This is a genomic window from Methylovorus glucosotrophus, assembly GCF_009858335.1.
Lineage (GTDB): Bacteria > Pseudomonadota > Gammaproteobacteria > Burkholderiales > Methylophilaceae > Methylovorus > Methylovorus glucosotrophus.
Map to the genome: position 1 here is coordinate 1,282,910 of NZ_VMSE01000001.1, position 22,790 is coordinate 1,305,699.

The 22,790-nt window shown below is 55.3% G+C and carries 18 protein-coding genes; 10 read left to right on the forward strand and 8 right to left on the reverse strand.

The window, feature by feature from the left end; all coding sequences use genetic code 11:
• The first annotated feature begins 94 nt into the window (after nucleotides 1-94).
• From FNL37_RS05995 to FNL37_RS06010, 4 genes are all read left to right on the forward strand, one after another.
• A complete protein-coding gene (locus FNL37_RS05995; RefSeq protein ID WP_159355511.1) occupies nucleotides 95-601 on the forward strand; it encodes a sigma-70 family RNA polymerase sigma factor in 507 nt (168 codons plus the stop codon).
• Nucleotides 601-1,602: a FecR domain-containing protein gene (locus FNL37_RS06000; protein ID WP_159355513.1), complete on the forward strand. Its 1,002-nt coding sequence runs from the start codon at nucleotides 601-603 to the stop codon at nucleotides 1,600-1,602. Before FNL37_RS05995 ends, FNL37_RS06000 begins: the two co-directional genes overlap by 1 nt.
• 102 nt (nucleotides 1,603-1,704) lie before the next feature.
• A complete protein-coding gene (locus tag FNL37_RS06005) occupies nucleotides 1,705-4,191 on the forward strand; it encodes a TonB-dependent siderophore receptor (RefSeq protein WP_159355515.1) in 2,487 nt (828 codons plus the stop codon).
• Nucleotides 4,191-5,402: a PepSY-associated TM helix domain-containing protein gene (locus FNL37_RS06010; protein ID WP_159355516.1), complete on the forward strand. Its 1,212-nt coding sequence runs from the start codon at nucleotides 4,191-4,193 to the stop codon at nucleotides 5,400-5,402. The genes FNL37_RS06005 and FNL37_RS06010 overlap by 1 nt, the downstream gene beginning before the upstream one ends.
• A gap of 128 nt (nucleotides 5,403-5,530) precedes the next feature.
• Here FNL37_RS06010 and acs read toward each other — a convergent pair whose 3' ends face one another.
• Nucleotides 5,531-7,492 carry an acetate--CoA ligase gene (gene acs, locus FNL37_RS06015; protein WP_159355518.1) on the reverse strand — a complete coding sequence of 654 codons (1,962 nt, stop codon included), beginning with the start codon at nucleotides 7,490-7,492 and terminating at the stop codon, nucleotides 5,531-5,533.
• 174 nt (nucleotides 7,493-7,666) lie between these two features.
• On the opposite strand from acs, the gene glnE reads away from it, so the two are divergent.
• Nucleotides 7,667-10,402, forward strand: a complete 2,736-nt coding sequence (gene glnE, locus FNL37_RS06020; protein ID WP_159355520.1) for a bifunctional [glutamate--ammonia ligase]-adenylyl-L-tyrosine phosphorylase/[glutamate--ammonia-ligase] adenylyltransferase — start codon at nucleotides 7,667-7,669, stop codon at nucleotides 10,400-10,402.
• Between the two features lie 64 nt (nucleotides 10,403-10,466).
• On the opposite strand, the gene FNL37_RS06025 is transcribed toward glnE, so the two are convergent.
• The 4 genes from FNL37_RS06025 to FNL37_RS14075 form a co-directional block, all read right to left on the reverse strand.
• On the reverse strand, nucleotides 10,467-11,213 hold the full coding sequence (locus tag FNL37_RS06025; RefSeq protein ID WP_015830239.1) for a TerC family protein: 747 nt from the start codon (nucleotides 11,211-11,213) through the stop codon (nucleotides 10,467-10,469).
• 87 nt (nucleotides 11,214-11,300) lie between these two features.
• Nucleotides 11,301-11,810, reverse strand: coding sequence for an HPP family protein (locus FNL37_RS06030; RefSeq protein WP_159355522.1), 510 nt, complete (start codon nucleotides 11,808-11,810; stop codon nucleotides 11,301-11,303).
• A 45-nt stretch (nucleotides 11,811-11,855) separates the two neighbouring features.
• The gene (locus FNL37_RS06035) at nucleotides 11,856-12,308 is read right to left on the reverse strand and encodes a hypothetical protein (RefSeq protein ID WP_159355524.1); all 453 of its coding nucleotides are present in this window, start codon (nucleotides 12,306-12,308) and stop codon (nucleotides 11,856-11,858) included.
• 52 nt (nucleotides 12,309-12,360) lie between these two features.
• Complete coding sequence (locus FNL37_RS14075) at nucleotides 12,361-15,396, reverse strand: methyl-accepting chemotaxis protein (RefSeq protein ID WP_159355525.1); 3,036 nt, start codon at nucleotides 15,394-15,396, stop codon at nucleotides 12,361-12,363.
• Nucleotides 15,397-15,997: 601 nt separating this feature from the next.
• On the opposite strand from FNL37_RS14075, the gene FNL37_RS06045 reads away from it, so the two are divergent.
• The 5 genes from FNL37_RS06045 (at nucleotide 15,998) to FNL37_RS06065 (ending at nucleotide 20,039) form a co-directional block, all read left to right on the forward strand.
• Complete coding sequence (locus FNL37_RS06045) at nucleotides 15,998-16,207, forward strand: hypothetical protein (RefSeq protein ID WP_013442414.1); 210 nt, start codon at nucleotides 15,998-16,000, stop codon at nucleotides 16,205-16,207.
• Nucleotides 16,208-16,268: 61 nt separating this feature from the next.
• On the forward strand, nucleotides 16,269-16,565 hold the full coding sequence (locus FNL37_RS06050) for a hypothetical protein (RefSeq protein ID WP_013442413.1): 297 nt from the start codon (nucleotides 16,269-16,271) through the stop codon (nucleotides 16,563-16,565).
• Between the two features lie 376 nt (nucleotides 16,566-16,941).
• The gene (locus FNL37_RS06055; protein WP_159355526.1) at nucleotides 16,942-17,211 is read left to right on the forward strand and encodes a hypothetical protein; all 270 of its coding nucleotides are present in this window, start codon (nucleotides 16,942-16,944) and stop codon (nucleotides 17,209-17,211) included.
• Nucleotides 17,212-17,682: 471 nt separating this feature from the next.
• Nucleotides 17,683-19,401 (forward strand): PAS domain S-box protein, encoded by a 1,719-nt coding sequence (locus FNL37_RS06060; RefSeq protein ID WP_159355527.1) that lies wholly within the window; start codon nucleotides 17,683-17,685, stop codon nucleotides 19,399-19,401.
• A complete protein-coding gene (locus FNL37_RS06065) occupies nucleotides 19,398-20,039 on the forward strand; it encodes a response regulator (RefSeq protein WP_015830233.1) in 642 nt (213 codons plus the stop codon). Before FNL37_RS06060 ends, FNL37_RS06065 begins: the two co-directional genes overlap by 4 nt.
• Before the next feature lie 4 nt (nucleotides 20,040-20,043).
• Here the strand turns inward: FNL37_RS06065 and FNL37_RS06070 are convergent, their stop codons facing one another.
• The 3 genes from FNL37_RS06070 to FNL37_RS06080 all read right to left on the reverse strand — a co-directional run bounded on the left by FNL37_RS06070 (nucleotide 20,044) and on the right by FNL37_RS06080 (nucleotide 22,779).
• Nucleotides 20,044-20,721: a hypothetical protein gene (locus FNL37_RS06070; RefSeq protein WP_159355528.1), complete on the reverse strand. Its 678-nt coding sequence runs from the start codon at nucleotides 20,719-20,721 to the stop codon at nucleotides 20,044-20,046.
• Between the two features lie 76 nt (nucleotides 20,722-20,797).
• Nucleotides 20,798-21,679, reverse strand: a complete 882-nt coding sequence (locus tag FNL37_RS06075; RefSeq protein WP_159355529.1) for a DMT family transporter — start codon at nucleotides 21,677-21,679, stop codon at nucleotides 20,798-20,800.
• Nucleotides 21,676-22,779 carry an aromatic ring-hydroxylating oxygenase subunit alpha gene (locus FNL37_RS06080; protein WP_159355530.1) on the reverse strand — a complete coding sequence of 368 codons (1,104 nt, stop codon included), beginning with the start codon at nucleotides 22,777-22,779 and terminating at the stop codon, nucleotides 21,676-21,678. The genes FNL37_RS06075 and FNL37_RS06080 overlap by 4 nt, the downstream gene beginning before the upstream one ends.
• Nucleotides 22,780-22,790 lie beyond the last annotated feature (11 nt).

Here is a 22,790-nt window from a genome sequence, read left to right on the forward strand (position 1 = left end):
GCCAGTATTTTGCTCTTGAACACAGGCGCTGTTTTTGACTTTGTCGACTATTAACTCTAATATGATAATAATTCTCATTTGATACATTATTGTCATGTCTTCAGGTTTTGTTTCGGACACCGTTCATACCCTGTATCACGATCATCACGGCTGGCTTTCGGGCTGGTTGCGTCGCAAGCTGGGCTGCAACCATCAGGCTGCCGACCTGGCGCAGGACGTTTTCGTGCGCATCATGTCTTCGCCCATGCAGCAGACCATCCGTGAGCCGCGCGCCTATCTGACACGGGTTGCCCATGGCCTGGTGGTGAATCACTGGCGGCGTCGCGAGATCGAGCAGGCTTACCTGGATGCCTTGATGCAGTTGCCAGAGTCCATGGTGCCTTCGGTGGAGCAGCGATTGCTGGTGCTGGAAACCTTGTTCGAGATCGAGCGCATGTTGGCCGGTCTGCCCGCCAAAGTCAGCCAGGCCTTTCTGCTGTCGCAGATGGATGGCATGAAGTACGCCGATATCGCCATTGAACTCGGGGTTTCGGAACGCATGATCAAAAAATACATGGCACAAGCCATGCTGGCATGCCTCACGCTGGGCAAGCCACTTTAATGGACATGCTTCAGGAACGTCATGACAGCATCAGCCCCTCGTATGCCACCCTGCAGCAGGCTGCAGAATGGTTCGCCATGCTGCATGCGGGAGAGTTTGACGCACAACAACGTGCCGCCTGGCAGGCATGGCTGGAACAAGACAACACCCATCGCATGGCATGGCAGCAGGTAGAAAGCGTCCTGCGCAAATTTCAACACGTGGAAGATGACGCTGCGCGCCAGACCTTGCGCACCATAAGCCAGGGCCGTCGTCGCGCAGTCAAATCCATCATGGCCCTCTGCCTGCTGAGCGCAGGCGGCTGGGGTATCGCGCGGCAGCCAGCCGTTCAGCAATGGTCAGGAATCCTCATGGCACAACATACCACCCGTATCGGCGAACGCCGCCGTATGCAACTGGCGGATGGCAGCATCTTGTGGATGAATACCGCAAGTGCCATCAACATGCATTACAGCAGCAAAGAACGTCGCATCGAATTGATCGCCGGTGAGGTCTGGGTGCAGACCGCCACCGACCCCATACAGCCCGGCCGTCCCTTCCTGATTTCCACCCGGCATGGAGAGCTGCAGGCGCTCGGCACCCGGTTTAATGTGCTGGATGACGGCCAGCGTTCGCATGTGGCCGTGTTTGAGGGCGCTGTTGCCATACGCCTGCCGCAGGCCGGGCAGCCTGGCTTGATCGTACAGGCGGGCGAGCAGAGCAGTTTTGACGGTATATCCATCCGGCCCGCCCACGAAGCAGACCCTGCCATGGAGTCGTGGACGCATGGCATGCTGGTGGCCGACAACCTGCCATTACCGGAGTTTGTTTCCCGCCTTGAACGCTACCGCCGTGGCCATCTGGGCTACGATCCCGCCTTATCTCATTTGCGCATCGTGGGTGCGTTCCCATTGCAGGATACGGATCGGGCGCTACACCTGCTTGAGCAAACCTTGCCTGTGCGTGTGCATCGCCTGTTGCCGTGGTGGGTAACGCTGGAGCCTGCGTCATTGTCGGGTTGAGCCATGCCTCAAAAATAATTCGCCAGCCTGGTTCCCCTTTTCTGATTTCGATTGGCAATACAGATGAAGCTTTGCCGAATCAATTTCATTAAAGGGGAATTCATGCAACATCGTCACACACAGGGGCGCTTTTCCAGGAAGCGCATCGTCAATGCCGTTCAGCTAACATTGCTGGCGCTACCGTTAAGCCTCATCACTCTGCCGCTGAGTCATATTGCCCAGGCCGCAGAGCAGCAGGCATCCAATGCCCGCCAGTATCAGATTCCGGCAGGCTCGCTTAGCCGGGTGCTGAGCCAGTTTGCCGCCGAGGCGGGTATTGCGCTGTCCGTCGATGGCGCCTTGACTGCAGGCCGCCAGAGTGCAGGTCTGCAAGGTCGCTATACGGTAAACGCCGGTTTGGCCGCCTTGCTGGCTAATACCGGGCTGGAAGCCGCGACCCTGGGCGATGGCGGATATACACTGCGCAAGGCAGAAGCACAGCTCCAACCTTCTGCCAAGGCCGAGCAACTGCCGGAGGTGAGTATCAGTGCCGCGGCGGAGCAGGAGAGCCCCACGGGGCCAGCCAAAGGCTATGTTGCCAAGCGCAGCCTGACCGCCACCAAAACCGATACCGCGGTGATCGAATCACCGCAATCAATTGCGATTGTCACGCGTGAGCAGATGGATATGCAGGGCGTGCAGTCTGTCAGCGATGCATTGCGTTATACCGCCGGGGTGCTGGCAGAGGCCAATGGCCCGGATCCCCGCGCGGACAGCATCTCCATTCGTGGTTTTGATTCCAATGGCCGCGATCAATATCGTGATGGCTTGCGCTCCTATGCCTTCAATAATCAGGGCGGCACGGTGATTGAGCCCTATGGTCTGGAGCGGGTGGAAATTCTGCGTGGCCCGTCTTCCATTCTGTATGGACAAGGCGGCCCAGGTGGCCTGATCAATCTGGTCAGCAAACGGCCGACTGATAAACCATTGCACGAGGTGCAAGTGCAACTGGGAAGTTACGACCGCAAACAGTTGGCGGGGGATTTTGGCGGCTTGCTAACCGACGATGGCACCTTGTCTTATCGCCTGACTGCACAGGTACGTGATAGTGATACCCAGATTGACTATGTGAAGGACGACCGGGTATTTATTGCCCCTGCCATTACCTGGCGCCCCAGCGATTTCACCACACTGACTGTGCTGGCCGATTACCAGAAAAACGAGCGCGGGCAAGGCTATCAAGCTTGGCCGCGCATAGGGACGCTCTACAGCAGCGCCTACGGCAAGATATCCACCAGCCGGTTTGTTGGCGAGCCAGGGATAGATAAATTCAACCAGGAACGATACTCGCTGGGCTACCAGTTTGAGCATATTTTTAACGACAATGTGCTGTTCCGTCAGAACTTGCGTTACCAGAACATGAAGAGCACCACGGTCTCTACCTACATGACCGGCCTGCAGAGCGACCAGCGCACTGTGGGACGCTTTTCCGGTGGTAGCTGGGATGATGTGGATAATCTCGCCATCGACAACCATGTGCAACTGAAATGGGGCCAAGGGCAAGACATTGAGCACACGGCGCTGATTGGCCTGGACGCGCAAAAAATGAAAAGCCACGTAGATGAAACCTTCGCCACCGTCTCCAGCCTGGATCTCTACAACCCGGTGTATGGTACGGCTACGCCTAACTATTCCGTCACTGGCGATACCACCCAGCGCTTGCGGCAGACCGGCCTCTATTTGCAGGATCAAATCAAGATTGCCCAGAAGTGGGTAGTGACCCTGGGCGGCCGCCGCGACTGGGCGAGAACCTCTACCCGCGATTATCTGGATGACAGCAATTCTGACCATCAGAATGACAGCGCCAATACCTGGCGTACCGGCGTCGTCTATCTGGCGGACAATGGTTGGGCACCGTATGCCAGCTATACCGAATCATTCCTGCCCGTCATCGGACGGACTTCTGAAGCGCGCGGCAACACGCCTTTCAAGCCTGAAACCGGCAAGCAATACGAGCTAGGTGCACGCTACCAGCCCGCGGGGCAGCGTACCATGCTGACGTTTTCGGTCTTTGACCTGACACGCCAGAACGTCACGACAGATGACCCGCTGGATGCAGGCAGCAAGCTGATTCAGCGTGGCGAAGTGCAGTCGCGTGGGTTTGAAGCGGAAGCCAAATCGCAGCTGGATAACGGCCTGGATCTGGTGGCGAGCTACACCTATACCCTGCTGGAAATCACTAAAAGTAATGATGGGGTGAAGGGCAATACACCGAGCGGCGCTCCCAAACACGCCGCGGCATTGTGGGCAAATTATAGGTTGCCAGAGTCTATCCTCGCGGGCTTAACGGTAGGTGGCGGTTTGCGCTACATCGGCTCTACGTACGGCACCGATGAGAATACCTACAAGTTGCCGTCTTATACGCTGGTGGATGCCTCCTTGCGTTACGACCTTGCCAGCCTTGGCGATCAATGGAAAGGCTGGAAGTTTGCCCTCAATGCCAGCAACCTGTTCGACAAGGAGTATGTGGCGACCTGCGGCTACTATGGCGATGGCTGCAAATGGGGCTACCGCCGTAATGTGATGGGCACGCTGACCTATAGCTGGTAATGCGCGCGTATCTTGTTATCTGGCATCGCTGGGTAGGCCTGGCGATGGCGGTTTTTCTGGTGGTGGCCGGGTTTACCGGGGCGATCATCGCGTTTGAGGAGGAGGTCGATGGCTGGCTGAATCCGCATTTGCTGCACCCGGCATGGCAGGCGGGGCGTGCGCCGCTGAATGCCTATGCGCTGCGCGAGGCTGCCCAGCGGCAGGCGCCTGCTGGCATGCTGGTGGATGAATTGCTGTTGCATGTGGAAGCAGGTGAATCCGCTGCGTTCCGGTTGAGCCCAGGTCCATCTATCGATGGCAAAGCTGCACCATTGCTGGCTGATGAGATGTTCTTGCATCCGCAAACCGGCGCCATGCTGGGGATGCGCCTGCGCGGCGACAGCCTGTTTCAGCGCGAAACGCTGGTGGGCTTTCTCTATAAATTGCATTACTCGCTGGCCTTGCCGGGCAATAGCGGACGCTTGATTTTTGGCATCATCGCCGTGCTATGGACGCTGGATAGCATGGTCGCTTTTTATCTCACCTTGCCGCGTCGGCAACAAGCGGCCAAATCGTCCTTTCTTAGTCGATGGAAACCGGCATGGCTGATCAAGTGGCAGGCCGGTGCTACCCGCATCAACTTTGATCTGCATCGCGCGTTTGGCTTGTGGCTGTGCATCGTATTGCTGATGTTTGCCTGGTCCAGTGTCATGTTCAATCTGCGTGAGCAGGTGTATATGCCGGTGATGAAAACCATGTTTGATTTTGATCTTTCATGGCGCTCCATTCCGCCACTGGCGCAGCCTCTCACTCGCGAGCCCATGTCTTGGCCTCAGGCGCATGCCATGGCGCGTCAAGCCATGCAGCGTTTCAGTGCTGAGCGTGGGCTCAAGGTGGATTTTGAAGACCGCTTGCGGCTCGACAGGCAGCGCGGGCTGTATGCGTATTTTGTGCATAGCAATGCGGATCTGCGCAGTGATCGTGGTAACACGGCGATACTGATGGATGCTGCCACGGGAGAGATCAAAGGCTGGTGGCTGCCTACGGGCGACAAGGCCGGCAATACTGTCAGCAACTGGCTGGGGGCACTGCACATGGGGCAGGTGTTTGGGCTGCCTTACCGCGTGTTTGTGAGTTTCTGCGGCCTGGCGCTGGTGCTGGTCTCCGTGACCGGGGTGTTGATCTGGTGGAGGAAACGCTATGGCAAGCAATCGCGCCGCGTTGCCAGATAGCATGAGCAGCCAATTGCATGAGAAGACGGCATCGGTCATAGCCCGAATCAATTAAGCCAATAAAAAAGCCGCAGATAGCTGCGGCTTTTTTATGCATGACGTTTACGTCAGCCTGTGATGGCAACTTATCAGGAAACAGCCTGCTTCAGCTGTTCCAGAATGGCGGGATTATCCAGCGTGGAAATATCGGAGGTGATTTCCTCGCCCTTGGCCAGCGAGCGCAGCAGGCGGCGCATGATCTTGCCGGAGCGCGTCTTGGGCAGGTTATCGCCAAAGCGGATTTCATCGGGCTTGGCGATGGGGCCGATTTCCTTGCCGACCCAGTCACGCAGCTGCGCCACAATCTGTTTTGCCTCATCGCCTTCCGGACGGGCGCCTTTCAGCACCACATAAGCGACGATGGATTCGCCCTTGATCTCATGCGGCTTGCCGACCACGGCAGCCTCTGCTACCAGCGGATGGGCTACCAGCGCGGATTCAATTTCCATGGTGCCAAGGCGGTGACCGGAGACATTCAGCACATCGTCAATCCGCCCCATGATCCAGAAATAGCCATCATCGTCACGGTGGGCTGAGTCACCGGCGAGGTAAACGCCTTTCAGCTCTTCGGGGAAATACGATTTCTTGAAGCGCTCCGGGTCGTTCCAGATGGTGCGTATCATGGATGGCCATGGCTTCTTGACTACCAGCAGACCACCGCCAGTGCCATCAATATGGCTGCCATCTTCATTGACGATATCCATCATGATGCCGGGCAGAGGCCGCGTGCAGGAGCCGGGCTTGGCATTGATGGCGCCAGGCAGCGGGGCAATCATGTGTGCGCCGGTTTCGGTTTGCCACCAGGTATCCACAATCGGGCAGCGCTCGCGGCCCACGGTTTTGTGATACCACATCCAGGCTTCAGGGTTGATGGGCTCGCCCACTGTGCCCAACAGGCGCAGGCTGGAAAGATCGTAATTATTCGGTAAATCGCCGCCCAGCTTGATCAGCGAACGAATCGCCGTGGGCGCGGTGTAAAACACGCTGACCTTGTGCTTTTCGATCATCTGCCAGAAGCGGCCAGCATCGGGGTAAGTCGGCACGCCTTCAAACACGACTTGCGTGCTGCCCAGCGCCAGCGGGCCATAGGCGACATAGCTATGGCCGGTAATCCAGCCCACATCGGCCGTGCACCAGAAAATATCCGTGGCTTTATGGTCGAATACCCATTTCATGCTCATGACCGCACCCAGCAGATAGCCGCCAGTGGAGTGCTGCACGCCCTTGGGTTTGCCGGTGGAGCCTGAGGTGTAGAGAATGAACAGTGGATGCTCGGCATTGACCCAGGTTGGCTCGCAGTAATCGGATTCTGCGCTTTCCAGATCATGCCACCACAAGTCACGCGCATTCCAGGTGACATCGCCGCCAGTGCGCTTGTACACAATCACGCTGGTCACGGCTTCGCAACCGCCAAAGCTCAAGGCTTCATCCACGGCCGGTTTCAGCGGCATGGCGCGGCCGCCACGCATCTGGCCATCGGAGGTGATCACCAGCTTGGCGCCGACATCGGTGATACGCTCGTGCAGGCTCTTGGAGGAGAAGCCGCCAAACACCACGGAGTGAATGGCGCCGATACGGGCACAGGCTTGCATGGCGACAATGGCTTCCACACTCATGGGCAGATAGATGATCACGCGATCACCTTTGCCTATCCCTTGTTTTTTCAGGGCATTGGCAAAGCGGCAAACACGCTGGTGCAACTGGCGATAGGTGACGGTGGTGACCGTGCCGTCGTCGGCTTCAAAAATCAGGGCAGCTTTGTCGCCGCGGGTGGAAAGATGACGGTCCAGGCAGTTGTAGGAGGCATTCAGTTCGCCATCGTGAAACCAGCGGTAGAAAGGCGCATTGGCTTCATCCAGCACGGCGGTGAATGGCTTGTGCCAATCCAGCTCCTTTTGCGCGAGCGCAGCCCAGAAGCCGGGGTAATCCTGCTCGGCCTGCTGGCAAAGCGCGGTGTATTGTTCCAGACCTGAAATGGTGGCTGCCTGCTTGAAGGCCTCCTGTGGGGGGAAAACGCGGGTTTCGGTCAGAACGGTTTCAATCGATGACATTCAGAGATCTCCAGCAAGCACTTATCGTTGTGTTATCAGCGGCCTGGTGATGAGGGTGGCTAGACCTGATGGTCGTCAGCCCCAGCCCGGCCTGTTTTTGGGTTATTCTTCAACTGTTACAAAAGGTAACGAAAAAAATCTTCCACATAATACCACCAGCCAAGCTGATTTTTGATGCAAACACTCTCGCAAATTCTCTCTGATGAACATGATGGCCGCCAGACCACACAATGGGTGCGCCATACCGTGCGCTGCAGCCCGTTTTGCCAGCGTCTGCTGACCCGATACCCTGAGCTCTTGCAGGAGCTGGATGCGGAAATCATGCTGCCATGGCGCGCGGATTACATGCGGCTCTATCTTTCGAAATGCACGGTGACGGATGAGACCAGTCTCAAGCATGCCCTGCGCGGCCTGCGCCAGCGGGTGATGTTGCGGGTGATTGCGCGGGATCTGAATGATCTTGCCGATCTCGATGAAGTGATGCAGACCATGAGTGCACTGGCGGAGGTGGCGGTGCGCTTTGCCTTGCAGCATCTCACGCCCTGGCTGGAAGCCCAGTACGGTGAACCCATAGGCGAGCGCGGTGACAAGCAGTCGCTGATTGTGGTGGGCATGGGCAAGCTGGGTGGTTATGAGCTGAATGTGTCATCGGACATCGACCTGATTTTTGCCTTTGAGCAGGATGGCGAAACCAATGGGGAAAAGTCCCTCAGCAACAATGAATTCTTTGCGCGCCTGGGCAAAAAGCTGATTGCCGCGATTGATGACGTCACCGAAGATGGCTTTGTCTTCCGCGTGGATATGCGCTTGCGGCCCTATGGCTCGGAAGGGCCGCTGGCCTGCAGTCTGAATTTTCTGGAGGAGTATTACCAGAATCAGGGGCGTGAATGGGAGCGCTATGCCTGGATCAAGGGCCGGGTGATTGCCGGGCCGGAGCAGGTGCTGGCCGATTTGCTGCGGCCCTTTGTCTACCGCAAATACCTGGACTATGGCGCGTTTGCCTCCATGCGTGATCTCAAGGTGCAGATACAGCGCGATGTGAATCGGCGCGACATGCACGACAACATCAAGCTGGGGCGTGGCGGTATCCGCGAGATTGAATTTATCGCCCAGGTATTTCAGCTGATACGTGGCGGGCGCGATACCAGCCTGCAGATACGCCCGACGCTGGCGGTGCTGCAGCGCTTGCAGGAAAAGCAGATTCTGCCCGAGCGTACCGTGCGCGAGCTGCGCGAAGCCTATGTTTTTTTGCGCGATCTGGAGCACAGGTTGCAATATGTGGAAGATGCCCAGACCCAGGAGCTGCCCACCACGCCGGAAGCCCAGCAACGCATTGCCACCAGCATGCACTTTGCGCATTGGGATCTGCTGCGCAAGGCGCTGGAAACCCATCGCAGCCTGATCGAAGTGCATTTTAGCGAGGTGTTTAGCGATGTGGCCGTGGGGCGCCAGGATAACAATCTGCAAACCCTGAAGCCGATCAATGACATCTGGCAGGGGGCGGTGCAGGAGGGCGAAGCGGTGCGTCGCTTGCGCGACGCCGGCTATGACGATGCGGAAGATACCCTGCGTCGCCTGAATGCCTTGCACACGGGTAGCCGTTATCGCAATCTGCCCGAGCTGAGCCGTCAGCGCCTGGATATTCTGATGCCTACGGTGATTCAACTCTCCGCCCAGGAAGAGCGCCCCCAGGTGACCCTGACGCGGGCATTGGATCTGCTGGAAAGCATCTGCCGTCGCGCCAGTTATCTCGCGCTGCTGGCCGAGTACCCGGCCGTGCTGAGCTTGTTGGTCAAGCTGGTGGCCGCCAGCCCATGGTTGGCGCAATATCTGACCCAGCATCCCATTTTGCTGGATGAATTGCTGGATACGCGCAGCCTGTATGCCGAGCCGGATTTTGATGCCATGCGCCAGGACCTGCAGCGCCGACTGGCCGAGGTGGAGGGCGATGTTGAGCGGCAGATGGATACCATGCGCCATTTCAAGCATGCTGCCGTTTTCCGCTTTGCCGCGCAGGATATTGCCGGTGAGCTGCCACTGCAAACCTTGTCGGATTACCTTAGCGCGCTGGCGAATCTGGTATTGCAGGCCACGATGGATACCATCTGGCCCACCTTGCGTGGCAAGCATCGGGAAACCCCAAAATTTGCCATCATCGGCTATGGCAAGCTGGGCGGGCGCGAGCTGGGCTATGCTTCGGATCTGGATATCATTTTTCTGTATGACGATGATGCGCCCGAAGCGCGCGATACCTATGCCCGTTTTGGGCAGCGCATCAATACCTGGCTCAATAGCCTGACTTCAGCGGGCTTGCTCTACGAAACCGACTTGCAGCTGCGGCCGGATGGCGCCAGTGGTTTGCTGGTCAGCTCACTGGAGGCGTTTGAAGATTACCAGCGCAATAAAGCCTGGGTATGGGAGCATCAGGCATTGACCCGCGCTCGCTTCAGTGCCGGCGATGAGGCGATAGGGGCGGCATTCAGCCGCATACGCGAAGAGGTGATACGCCAGCCGCGTGATGTGGCAAAGCTGCGCGAGGAGGTGCTGAATATGCGTCGCCGCATGCGCGAGAGCCATAGCGTGCCCGCAACAGAATTTGACCTCAAGCAAAGTGAGGGCGGCATTATTGATGTGGAATTCATGGTGCAGTATCTGGTACTGGCGCATGCTGCCGAGCATCCTGAGCTCACCGAAAACCTAGGCAATATCAGCCTGCTGGGCAAGTTGGGGAATCTGGGCCTGATTGATGCCACGCTGGCGATGGCGGCCGCTGAAGCATATCGGCGTTATCGCAGCCTGCAACATGCCAGCCGCCTGCAGGAGCAGACCAAATCACGTGTGCCTTTATCGGCGGTTGCTGCCGATGCCGAGGCGGTGCACAGCCTCTGGCAGCAGGTATTCAAGGACTAGGGTTCTGCTTGTCAATCAGCTCTGCCCACCATGCAGGCTGGGCAGAGCAGCCTGAGCTTAGGTATCAGGGCTGGCTTTTATTCAGCTTGCGCACGGTGTCGGACTTTTTGCGCATGCGGATATTGATCATCTCGACCACTACCGAGAAGGCCATGGCGAAGTAGATATAACCCTTGGGCACATGGAACTCCAGCCCTTCAGCCACCAGCGTCATCCCCACCAGTATCAGGAAAGACAGGGCGAGTATCTTGATGGTGGGGTGATTATCAACAAAATCGCCAATAGGCTTGGCGGCAAACAGCATGACGCCAACCGCCAGAATGATGGCAATCGCCATGATGGACACGTGATCAGCCAGCCCAACGGCGGTGATGACGGAGTCCAGCGAAAACACCACATCAAGCAGGGCAATCTGCACCAGGCTCATGCCAAACGAGGCTTTGGCCACCGCCATGCCGCTGCTTTCCTCTGCCTCTCCCTCCAGGCTGTTATGAATTTCATGCGTGGCTTTTGCCAGCAGAAACAAACCGCCGCCAATCAAAATAATGTCGCGGCCGGATACTGGTTGCGAGAGCACCGTGAACCACGGTTCAGTGAGGCCCATGACCCAGGAGATGGAAAACAGCAGGGCCAGCCGGGTGATCATCGCCAGACTGAGCCCGAGCTTGCGTGCCAGCGCGCGCTGATGGGCAGGTAGGCGCCCGACCAGGATGGAAATGAAGATGATATTGTCGATGCCGAGCACAATTTCCAGTGCGGTCAGGGTGCCCAGGGCGATCCAGGCTTCCGGGCTTGCCAGCCATTCAAACATGCGGTTCTCCGTCTTTTTACGTGGTTTGGTTAATCAATCAGTCGTCAGTTTCGAACGCAAGCACTGCTCTACCTGCTACAGGCAGGCTTACCAGTATTTGGGGTAATTCCCCGCGCGCGTTGCATTGTTGTACAGCAAGGCCACCAGCGTCAGTATCAAGGCGCCCGTCAGCGTGGGCAGCAACAGAAATCCCCAGCCCGGCTGCAGCAAAAACACAATTACCGGATTGGAGCCTGCGGGAGGGTGAACAGTTCGCGTGAACATCATCAAGGCGATGGCGGTACCTGCCGCCAGTGCCATGGCCCACCAGTGGGGACCAAACAGTGTCAGAAACAGCAGGCCGGTGGCGGTGCTGAGACCGTGCCCCAGAATGATGTTGCGGGGCTGGGAAAACGGCACATCCGGATAGCCAAACACCAGTACGCAACTCGCACCAAAGGAGCCTAGTACCAGAGCCAGTGACCAGTGCTCCGCCAGCGCGGCAATGACGCCAATGGCAAGGCAACCGCCCAGCCAGGCCAGCGCAATCGCCTTGCCGGGTGCACGAGGTGGCAGGGCGGCATGGTCGCCCTTGAGTTTGCTGAACCAGTGTTGCATGACGTCTCCCTTTTGCTTGTTGTAAAAATTGCTTGGTGTAAAAACTCAACTGAGGCGCAACTCGCAGGCGAGGGCGCATTGCAGGGGTAATCCCGCTGCGGTAAAGAATTGCATCATGGTTTCCGCTGACCACGTATCCAGGAGGATGTGCACGTTACCATCCACCGTGCTCTGTACCGGTTGGGCTTGAATCGTCGCCATGGCCTGATCCAGCAAGTCTAGCGATGTCACTACCGAATCTGCCTTGGGCAATAACACCACACTCAAACTGCACGGCCTGTGGGGCGACTCGGATGCGCCGATCGCACGTAATTGTGTCGGTTGATGGATGTGCCATGGAAACAGATAAAGCCCGAGGCTCTGCTCGGGGCGGCCACTGATGACAGGGCAGGGTAACTGGCTTGCCAGTAGCGATTGCAGCGCGTCCAGGCTGTGCTTGAGTGACATGATGTAGCCTTCTCCATCGGGAATGTGTGCAGCATACCCGATTCGGCGCATATCGCTCCTCCCCAAATAACAAGACCTCCACGCGGGAGGTCTTGTACAAGGGTTAAAACTCTTCCCAGTCGCCTTCGTCAGGGGCTTTGACGGCAACGCGCAAGGGAGCCGCAGATCGTCCGCCACTCTCTGCCCTGAAAGGCTTGGGGCTGGGCAGACGGGCGGGCGCTGCGCTGGCGCGGCCGGTATCGTTTTCGGAGGTTTTGAACTGACGTATGGATTCCACCAGATTATTGGCTTGCTCCATGAGCGACTCGGCAGCGGCAGCGGCTTCTTCCACCAGAGCGGCATTTTGCTGGGTGACTTCGTCCATTTGCGTGACCGCTTTGTTGACCTGATCGATGCCCGAGCTTTGCTCGATGGAGGCTGCGGTGATTTCGCCCACAATATTGGAAACGCGTTTGACCGAATTGACGATTTCTTCCATGGTCTTGCCCGCGTTTTCTACCTGACGCGTACCTTCGGTGGTTTTGCCCACGGAATCTGCGATCAACTCCTTGATCTCCTTGGCGGCCACGGCCGAGCGTTGCGCCAGATTGCGCACTTCACCGGCGACCACGGCAAAGCCGCGGCCCTGTTCACCAGCCCTGGCGGCTTCGACGGCGGCATTCAAGGCCAGGATATTGGTCTGGAAGGCAATGCCATCAATGACGGAGATGATGTCCTCGATCTTGTGCGAGCTTTCGTTGATGGCGGCCATGGTATTCACGACATCCGAAACAACTTCGCCGCCACGCTCGGCAATGCTGGTGGCGGTGATGGCAAGCTGGTTGGCCTGCTTGGCATTTTCCGCATTCTGCTTCACGGTGGAGGCGAGCTGCTCCATGCTGGAAGCCGTTTCTTCCAGCGATGAGGCTTGCTCCTCGGTGCGCTGCGACAGATCGATATTGCCTTTGGAGATTTCATTGGCGGCGGTATTGATGGTCTCTGCTGCTTCTTTAACCGTGACGATAGGTGTGGCGATCATTTCCAGCGTTTCGTTCACGCCCTCGACGATCTTGCGGAAATCGCCCTGATGGTTTGTGGCATCGGCCCGCACATATACCCGCCCATCGCGGGCGGCATCGGCCAGCATGCCGGCATCCTGCACCAGCGCATTGATGGCGCTGATACAGGTGTTCAGGTTCTGGCGTATGGTGTTGAAGTCACCTTGATACTCTTCAGTAATGGCAGGCGGGATATGCCCTTGCGAGATACGTTTGACGCAATCGGCGGCTACATTCAGCGGACCGATCACCGTATCCAGCGTGTTATTGACGCCTTCGACAATCTTGCGGAAATCCCCCTGGTGACGGCTGGCATCCGCACGGGTTGACAGCAGGCCCTGGGCACCAGCCTCTGCCAGCATGGCGGTATCTGCCACCATGGCATTGATGGCGTCTATACACTGGTTGAGGTTGTTTTTAAGAGTGTTGAAGTCGCCACTGTAGTCATCGGTGATCTTGGCCGGGATGTTGCCTTTGGAAATGGCGTCTACGTAATGCGCAGCGACATTCAAGGGGCCGATGACGGCATCCAGCGTGTTATTGACGCCCTCGACAATCTTGCGGAAATCGCCCTGGTGACGGCTGGCGTCGGCGCGCGTGGAAAGATTGCCCGCAATGGCGGCCTGCGCCAGCATGTCTGCATCCGCAATCAGGCTCTTCAGGTTGCTGCGTACTTGTTCAATGGTGTGATTGATCTCGGCCTTTTTGCCGGGAAAGCGCTCCAGGGGCGCCTCAAAATTGCCTTCGCCAAAGGCTTTCACTACCTGCATGGCTTTGTTGTTGAGTTCGATATGGCCATGCACCATGCTGTTGACGCCGTGTGCCAGATCGCGGAATGCCCCTTCAAAATTGCTTTCGGTGACCCGCGCATCGGTCTCTCCGCGGTCGTGCGCCTCGCTCATGACGGTCATCTGCGAAATCAGTGTCTGAATATTGCCGCCCAGCTGCGCCATGGAACCATTGAGTGCCGCCATTTCATCACTGCCCTTTACCGTGATCTTGGCTGACAAATCGCCCTTGGACAGACGTTTGATAGTGCCGACGCTCTCCTGCAGCGGGCTGATGACCATGCGATTGAGAAAGAAATACAGGATGCCGACCAGCACGATCACCGAGACGATGCCCACCACGATCGCAATGTTGCGGATAGTGTAGATCTGCGCCATGACTACATCCATGGGAACGGTCAGCACCAGTGCCCAGGGCGTGACACTATTGCCAACCTTGATGGGGGCGTAGGTGCGGTATACCAGTGTGCCCGAGGCATCCTGATCGATATGGCTAAACGCTGTTCCTGCCTGAATTTTTTGCAGGATGGCTTTGGCATCCCCTTGCTTGTCCATCGGTTTGCCAATGTTCTCCGGGCTGGCACTGGCGACATAATTGCCACCGTAGGTAATCAGCTCGGCATAGCTGCCTGCATATGGCTTGATGGCACCGACAATCGCCTGCATGCCGGAAAGCGGAATGTCAAACCCCGTCACCCCCACAAAACCTCCGTTGTGTTGAATGGGGATGCTGATGGTGGTAATCAGCGTATCTTTGCCCGCAATCTTGTACATATAAGGCTCCAGCAGTGTTTCCTTGCCAGAGTTTTTGGCGAGCAGATAGTAATCGCCTGCCCCTGCCGTGTTGTAATCCACCAGGGCCTCAAGAATGACGGAACCACTTCCGCTGTTCCAGTAGGGGATATAGCGGCCGGTGGCGTCGTGCCCGGCCGCGTTGACGAAATCCTTGTCCTTGCCATCAAAGGCATTGGGTTCCCATAACGTCCATGCGCCAACGAGGTCAGGGTTCTGTCTGAGCGAATTCGCCAGCAGGTTATCTATCGCCGCGCGACTCTCCTGATGGGTAGCTTTCATGGCCAGCATGGTTCTGGCGTTTGCCCTGGCCGTTACCACGGCTCTATCCAGTATTTCCTGCGCCTGTTCCCGGCCAACCAGGGCGGATTCATCGACCAGCTTCAGGGCTGTTTTCTTTTCTACTTCAATGGATTGGTTGATGATGGTGGCAATGGTGACGGTAAAGCCGATCATCGCCACCACCGTCACAATCAAGGCGATTTTTAAACGTATGCTCATGTCAGACAGGGCGGATTTCATAGAGCCTCTTCAAAAAAACCTTTTAAAAAAACATAGTGGAATTCGGTGCTAAATCGCGCATTGGCAAAGGAAAGCCCGCGCATGAACTGCCATGGATGACTTACCCCAAAGGCCTGGTGATTAAATAAAACAATTAGTTTTATTACGACGACTTGGCGTAAAAGTTGAGGCTGGATGTAAAGTTTTATTGAATAGCCAGCCGGACACTGCCGCGCTTGAGTGGTGCTATGGATTTTCAGGCGGGTAAAGACATCCTCGCAGATGCGCCATCATGACGTGTTGAAACAAGCCTGAATTGCCGCGTTTTAAGCCAGAAATGGCTGCCCCTAGGGGTAATTACTCCTGCCTGATCAATCTACTACTATCTGTTCACAAGTTTCAGTTTCATGGCGGCGCTTTGTTTTAAACCGCTAAAACTCTTCAATAAGCAGCGCGTTTTATATTGAGATACACCGCAATAAGGCCATTACGTAAATAAGCCATTGTTGATGGTTCTGGGATGAATAAATCGAACTATTTGCTCATTCTCCAGTAATGAATCGCGTAAACAACCTGATTGCCGTTGCTTGGAATGCAATATTTCAATCAAAAGGGGGAAGTAATGAATCTTTATGTGGTGTTGGTCTACCTGGTTGGCAGTGTAAATGCACATTTAACCGAGCCTATGGTGATTGATGGCCTTGAGTCAGAGGCGATATGCACCTCGCTGGCAGATAAAATCTCCAGTACCGGAGTCATGAAAGCGCAGTGTTTCCTATCAACAAGTAAAACTGCATCCATTGATCGCAAAGAGTCAGCCAGAAAGAATTAAGCGGGTGCTGGTTTGAATTTACTCTTTGTTATAAATCGTGGTATTTCGCAGGAGTTAATAATTGGACTACGATAATTTCAGACTTTTTGATCATTTGGCGGAGCTTGTCTGCTGTATTGACGAGTGCAAATTTAACCCACGCGAACGCGAGCTTTTTCCTTTCTATTATTCCGAGGCAATCCAGATCATTGATCGCGTTGAGTCCCAGGGCTATAGCTCATCAAAATTGAGGCAGTACCTCAATCAAATCAATGAGTACTTTAAAATCAATGATGTATTGATGAAAACAATAGACGATACGCATAATGAAATTGCCCAGATCATGGGCGAAGAATCGAAATATTTGTACGGCGAGTGAGATCCTCTATATCCCAGTGCGGTGCCTGTTGCCCAATAAGGTGGCCGACATGGGAATGAGCTTGGTAACCAGGTCTTATCATGCTCGCGTGTTTTTGAATGCACTATAAAACTAGTGACCTTTCGAATGAGATTGTTAACAGCATGCAATAATCTTCATCCATTTTTCACAGCATTTATCTCATCTTCATACGGCTGATCTGGTAAAGAAACCACATTCAAATATTGGTTTTTCGTCAGTTAAAACTTATTCTGGCTTGATTAAAAAAGAAAGAAAGATCATTATTGCTTTCTTGATGGAACCTGTTCTTTGTAAAAGAATCCACATCATCAGAAGTTCCAGTTTCTTACCTACCCTATAATCTAAGGAGAATTTGATGGCCAACTACAAACGCCGAACTAAAGAAGAGATGATTAAAGATCTTGAAGAAAAACTTAACAAACTTAAAAATGCAGCACCCAGGAAGGAAAAGCCAGAGCTGAGCATGAGCAGCGAAGGCTTAAGTGCAGTTGCCGATGCAGTCGATTTTGCAGCTAAAGCAAACAAGGTGAAAGTGGCAGATATTCTTATTTTGATCGCTAAAGCCAAACGTACCGGCCTGGTTATTGAAGGCGGTCGTCGTTCCCGTAATTCGGTTCAATCCTAATTTATTGCATTCAGCGATGCCTTCATCATGCTTGAATCGCAATTGGGCATGATGGTATCGAGCTTGCATCCGAGGCGGGAGATTTCATGGTGAATAAGCATCGAATTGAAGATTTCTCGCCTCAACTTCTGTTGCCCTCAGTATCAGCTTTCCGTTTTAACTGGTCTCAAACGTAGTTGGTACACATTGATGTCTGGCCACTTTCGCAAACCAGACTTCTCATATCTGCTCCTCTTTTACTTCTCCATTTCATTCTTATACATCCATCCGATCTTGATTCCATGATCAACATGGCGTTGATCTGGGGTTAAATAGAGTCCTAGCCCAATAAGGCTTTTCGGCGATTAGTCATGGCTCACGCGCAGCGAGTATGCATCATCCCCAACGGGCGAGGTCTGTGGCATGATTTATGTCCTTATGATTAAAAAAACAACGTGCGTCTTCGTGCGCGCAACCCGGCATGGATAATTTATGAGTCTACGATTTCGATTGAACCTGCTGATTACCCTGCTATTGCTGGTGTTCATGAGCGTGGTCGGGTTTGTCATCATCCGCGGCATGAAGGCATCTACTCAAGAGGGCGTCGAGGCCGCTACGCGCGTGACCGTGCAATTGCTGGATACGGTGATTCTTAGTTCGTATCAAAATCCTGAGTGGGGCTATACGCATGAGGTCATGCATCGCTTTTTGCTGTCCCTCGGCCACGTGCGCAGCAATGAAATCATTCTTTATGACCTGCACGGCAATTTGCTGTTCAAGTCACCTCCCTCCAAATACCGGGCGGATGAAAATCCACCACGTTGGTTCGTCAAGCTGATCGAGCCTGAGCAGGAAGTCGTGATGCGCCGCATCCGCTTTGGCATGCTGGTCGTCGTGTCTAACCCCGGTGGCGCTATTCGTGAAGCATGGAGCCGGTTGAGCAATCTGTTCTGGATCAATCTTGGTTTTTTTGTGGTCCTGAATGCCATGGTGTACTGGATGCTGGGGCGGTGGCTGAGGCCGGTAGAGCCCATGCTCAAAGCAATCAACCAGATGGAGCAGGGGGATTTGACGGTGCGCTTGCCCGAATTCAAGCTGCCGGAGTTTTCCAAGATTGCCCATAACTTTAACCAGATGGGCGAGTCGCTGCTGGCGCGCACCGATGAAAGCCGCCGTCTGGCCCTGATCGTTAAACAGACGGCCGATGCCATCATGATCCATGATCTGGATGGCAACATTTCATTCTGGAATGCGGCGGCACAGCGCATGTTCGGCTATGCACCTGAGGATATCATCGGCAAGTCGGCCGCGATTCTTATCCCGCCTGGCTATGAGGCCGAACTGGAGTCCAATTTTGCCGCCATCAAGCAAATGCAGAAAGTGGAGAACCACGATACGCAACGCGTGGCACGCGATGGCAAGTTGCGAGATATTTCCTTAACGGCAGCGCCCTTGGTGGATCCGCATTCGGGTGAGGTGATAGGTGAAATATGCAGCATGCGCGATATTACCGAACGCAAGCAGGCGGAAGAGGCTGCGCTGCGGCTGGAGGAGAATCGTCAGCTGACACAGCTGATTCAGCATCACATTGAAGATGAGCGCCGCAGTCTGGCGCGTGAGCTGCATGATGAGCTGGGGCAATATGTCACTGCGATCAAAACCTTTGCCGTGGGCATTTCCAACAAAACCACGGAAGCCATGCCCGATATTGCGGCTAACGCGCAAACGATAGTGGCCGCCGCCAATCATATCTACGATGGCATGCACAATATTATTCGCCAGTTGCGCCCCGGCTCACTGGATAATCTGGGCTTGTCGGAAACCCTGCGCGATGCGATTACCAATTGGCAGGGGCAGCATCCGGATGTACGCTTTACGTTGAACTTATCCGGGCCGTTGGATGACTTAGGGGAAACGCTGAATATTAATCTTTTCCGTATTGTGCAGGAGTCAGTCACCAATGCGTTGCGGCATGCGCAGGCAACCCAGATTAATATACGCTTGATAAAAACAACGGAAGGCGCATTGCAGCTTTCCATACAGGATAATGGTGTGGGCATGAATATATGTAATGTGGATCAATCCAAGCATTTTGGCTTGCTGGGCATGCGTGAGCGCGTGCAGGCGCTGCATGGAACCTTTAATGTTGACTCGCTGATGGAACAAGGGACCCAGATCATGGTGACTATTCCCGCGCGAGGTGCCGCATGAGCGAGCCCATCAAGGTCATGCTGGTTGACGACCATGCCGTGGTGCGCATGGGTTTCAAGATGTTGCTGGAGTCGGCTTCGGATATCAAAGTGATTGCCGAAGCTGAAAATGGCGAGCAGGGCATCAAGCTTTACATGGAACATCATCCGGATGTGGTCGTCATGGATATTACGATGCCCGGTATTGGCGGGCTCGAGGCGATTGAGCGCATCATGGCCAAGGATAGTTCGGCCAAGGTGCTGGTGTTGTCTGCCCATGAGGATTCAGTGCATCCCAAGCGCGTGCTGAATGCAGGCGCCATGGGCTATCTCACCAAGCGCAGTGCTGCTGAGGAATTGATCAAGGCCATACGCACGGTGGCGGGCAATAAACGTTATCTGGAAGCGACCGTCGCCCAGCAGATGGCCATTCAGCAACTATCCGGCGAGGCAAATCCGGTGGACGTGCTTTCGGACCGTGAGTTCGAGGTGTTTATCGCGCTGGCTAAAGGAAAGACCACGAATGATATTGCCGAAACACTAAGCCTGTCGCCACGCACAGTAGGCACGCACCTCTACAATATCAAGCAAAAGCTGAACGCCAATAACTCGGCCGAGATTGCGCTGATTGCCATGCGCTCAGGCCTGATTGATCCCTGAGCGTTTAATGTCCTGGGTAGCGGGCGACATTCAGCTCACCCGCACCAGCGACTTCTACCACGGCATAATCGCCGCTCTTCATGCGTCCGAAATCGGGAGGAATGAGGAAAGTAATGGGCTGATGGTTATCCCCTACAGGCGCGCCAGTCGCCAGTTGCCAACGCGGCCATTCGGTTGTTGGTGGAAGCCCTGCAGCTCCCATAAGGCGGGCTTTTTCCAGAATGGAGCGCTTTTCATCGCCTATCAGCAGATTCCATAACTCCACGCGCACCAGTTTGCTTTGCACCAGCGCTGCCTGCGTTTTGCTGTTAACTTCAGCCGCTGTCGCGCCATTTGCCATCGCCTGGTCTGGCACGGATGGTGTATTGGTTGAGGCTTGCCGGTAATCCGGCAAAGGTTCTTTTACGGTTTCCACCGTGGAAAAGCCGGAGGTAACAAAACTTGCCCAGTATGGGTCTGGCTCGGTGTCTTTGAGAGGCAGGCTGCGGCTGGCTTCATCCTGTTTCAGCAAGTAGTTGTCGTATGCATCTGAGGTGGTCTTGTCCAGGCTGCGCATGGCCACTGACTGGGCTATTTGCTGGGCAATGGGCCCGCCCATGCAGCCTGTGAGCCACAGGGCAAGGCAGGGCGCAATAAGCTTGCCTGCAAAACGACCTATGTGTTCACGATTTGCTGCCAACATTCTGAAATCCAGCGTGGGGTGTGGTGTGAAGACTAATCGTTCTTTAAGTGCTTGTCTAGCTTGAGTAAACGCGCTTTTACGCCTTATTTTGAGGTTTGCGTGATGTGACGCTTATCACGCCACTCAGCACGATGATGGCCACGGCGAACCAGCGATCCAGCGAAAGCATCTCCCCCCAGATCACGATGCCAAACACGCTGGCGAGGACAACCGTGCTGTAAGCCAGGCTGCCGACGACCAGGGGATTGCCCGTGCGATAAGCCCGCGTCAGGGCAAGCTGGGCAATGGTGGCCGACACTCCTAGCCCGATCAGGAGTAACAGATCATCCCACTCAACGCGATGAAAGTCGTGGACCAGCATCCATATGCCACCACCCAGTGTGCACACCAGCGTGAAATAGAACACAGTACGCCAGTCGGGTTCGCCGGCGCGGCCCAACTGGGTTACGTGGATATACACAATCCCCGCCAATGCGCCTGACAGCAGGCCCAATGCACCCGCAATCAGCTCATCCACATGCAGGCTGGGCTTGAGCAATAAGGTGACCCCAACAAACCCGAGCGCTATTGCGACGAACAGGGTTTTGCGGAATTTTTCTCCTAGATAAAACGGGGCAAGCGCTGCCATGAAAAGCGGCGAGGTGTAATTCAGGGTGATGGCGGTTGCCAGGGGGAGTTCACTGATGGCGTAGAAAAACAGCAGCAGGGAGATAAACCCCAGTACCGCACGCCACATGTGTTTGCTGAGCAAGGGGGTGGCGAGGGATTGCTTGCGTATGCGCGTCAGGCCGTAAATAAACACCAGGCCGAAGAACGAGCGGTAGAACACGAGTTCGGCGCTACTGAATTTTTGCGCACCAAGCTTGACCAGCACCCCCATGATGGCAAAGAAGAACGCTGCCACCAGCATCCACAGGCTACCCAGCCGCCATTGCCTGATCAGGCGGAAAAGATTCACAGATGAGGGTCTAACTGTTTGCGCATCCACAGGTGGAAGTGCTCAAGCCCGGTTTCCATGGGGTGTTGATAAGGGCCATGTTCATCCAGGCCCTGAGCAAACAGGGCGCGGCGACCGTCGTGCATGCGTTGGCAGATTTCCTTGTCCTCAATCGCGGTCTCATTGTAGGCCGCCTGCTGGGCTTCCACGTATTCGCGCTCAAACAAGGCAATATCTTCCGGGTAGTAAAATTCCACCACATTGGTGCATGCATCCACCCCGCGAGGAATGAGGTGCGACACGACGAGCACATTCGGGTACCACTCGATCATCAGGAAGGGGTAATACACCATCCAGATGGCGCCATACTTGGGTGCGGATTGTTCGCCATACTGCAATACCTGTTGCTGCCAGCGCTGATAGGTGGGGGAGCCGGATTTTTGCAGCGAATGCTTTACGCCTACGGTTTGTACGCTGTACCAGTCGCCAAACTCCCAGTTCAGCTGTTCACAGTCCACAAACTTGTCCAGCCCGGGGTGGAGCGGCCCGACATGGTAGTCCTCCAGATAAACCTCGATAAAGGTTTTCCAGTTGAAGGCATATTCTTCCACCATCACGCGGTCCAGCATGTAACTCGTAAAATCAAAATCCTGCTTGCAGCCCAATTGGCGCAGGTCGCGGGCTATATCCCGTGGGCTGTCAAACAGCAGACCTTGCCATTGCTGAAGTGGGGTCTTGTTCAGGTGCAAACACGGGTTATCAGGAAAATGCGGTGCGCCCAGCAGCTCGCCTTTGAGGTTATAAGTCCAGCGGTGCAATGGGCAGACAATGTGCTGCGTGTTGCCACGGCCATTCAGCATGATGGCCTGCCGGTGGCGGCAGACGTTGCTGATCAGTTCAATGCCATTCTGATTGTGTACCAGCGCGCGGCCTTCCTGCATCCAGTCCAGGGTGTGATAGTCGCCAGGGTGTGGCGCCATGAGCTCGTGCCCTACGTATTGGGGCGCATGTGCAAACAGCACTTTCTGTTCAAGCTTGTAAATCTCGGGGTCGGTATACCAGGCAATCGGCAGCTGGGAAACAGTTGGCCGGGGCAAATTGACGGAGACAAGGGAAGCCATAGGTTGCGAGC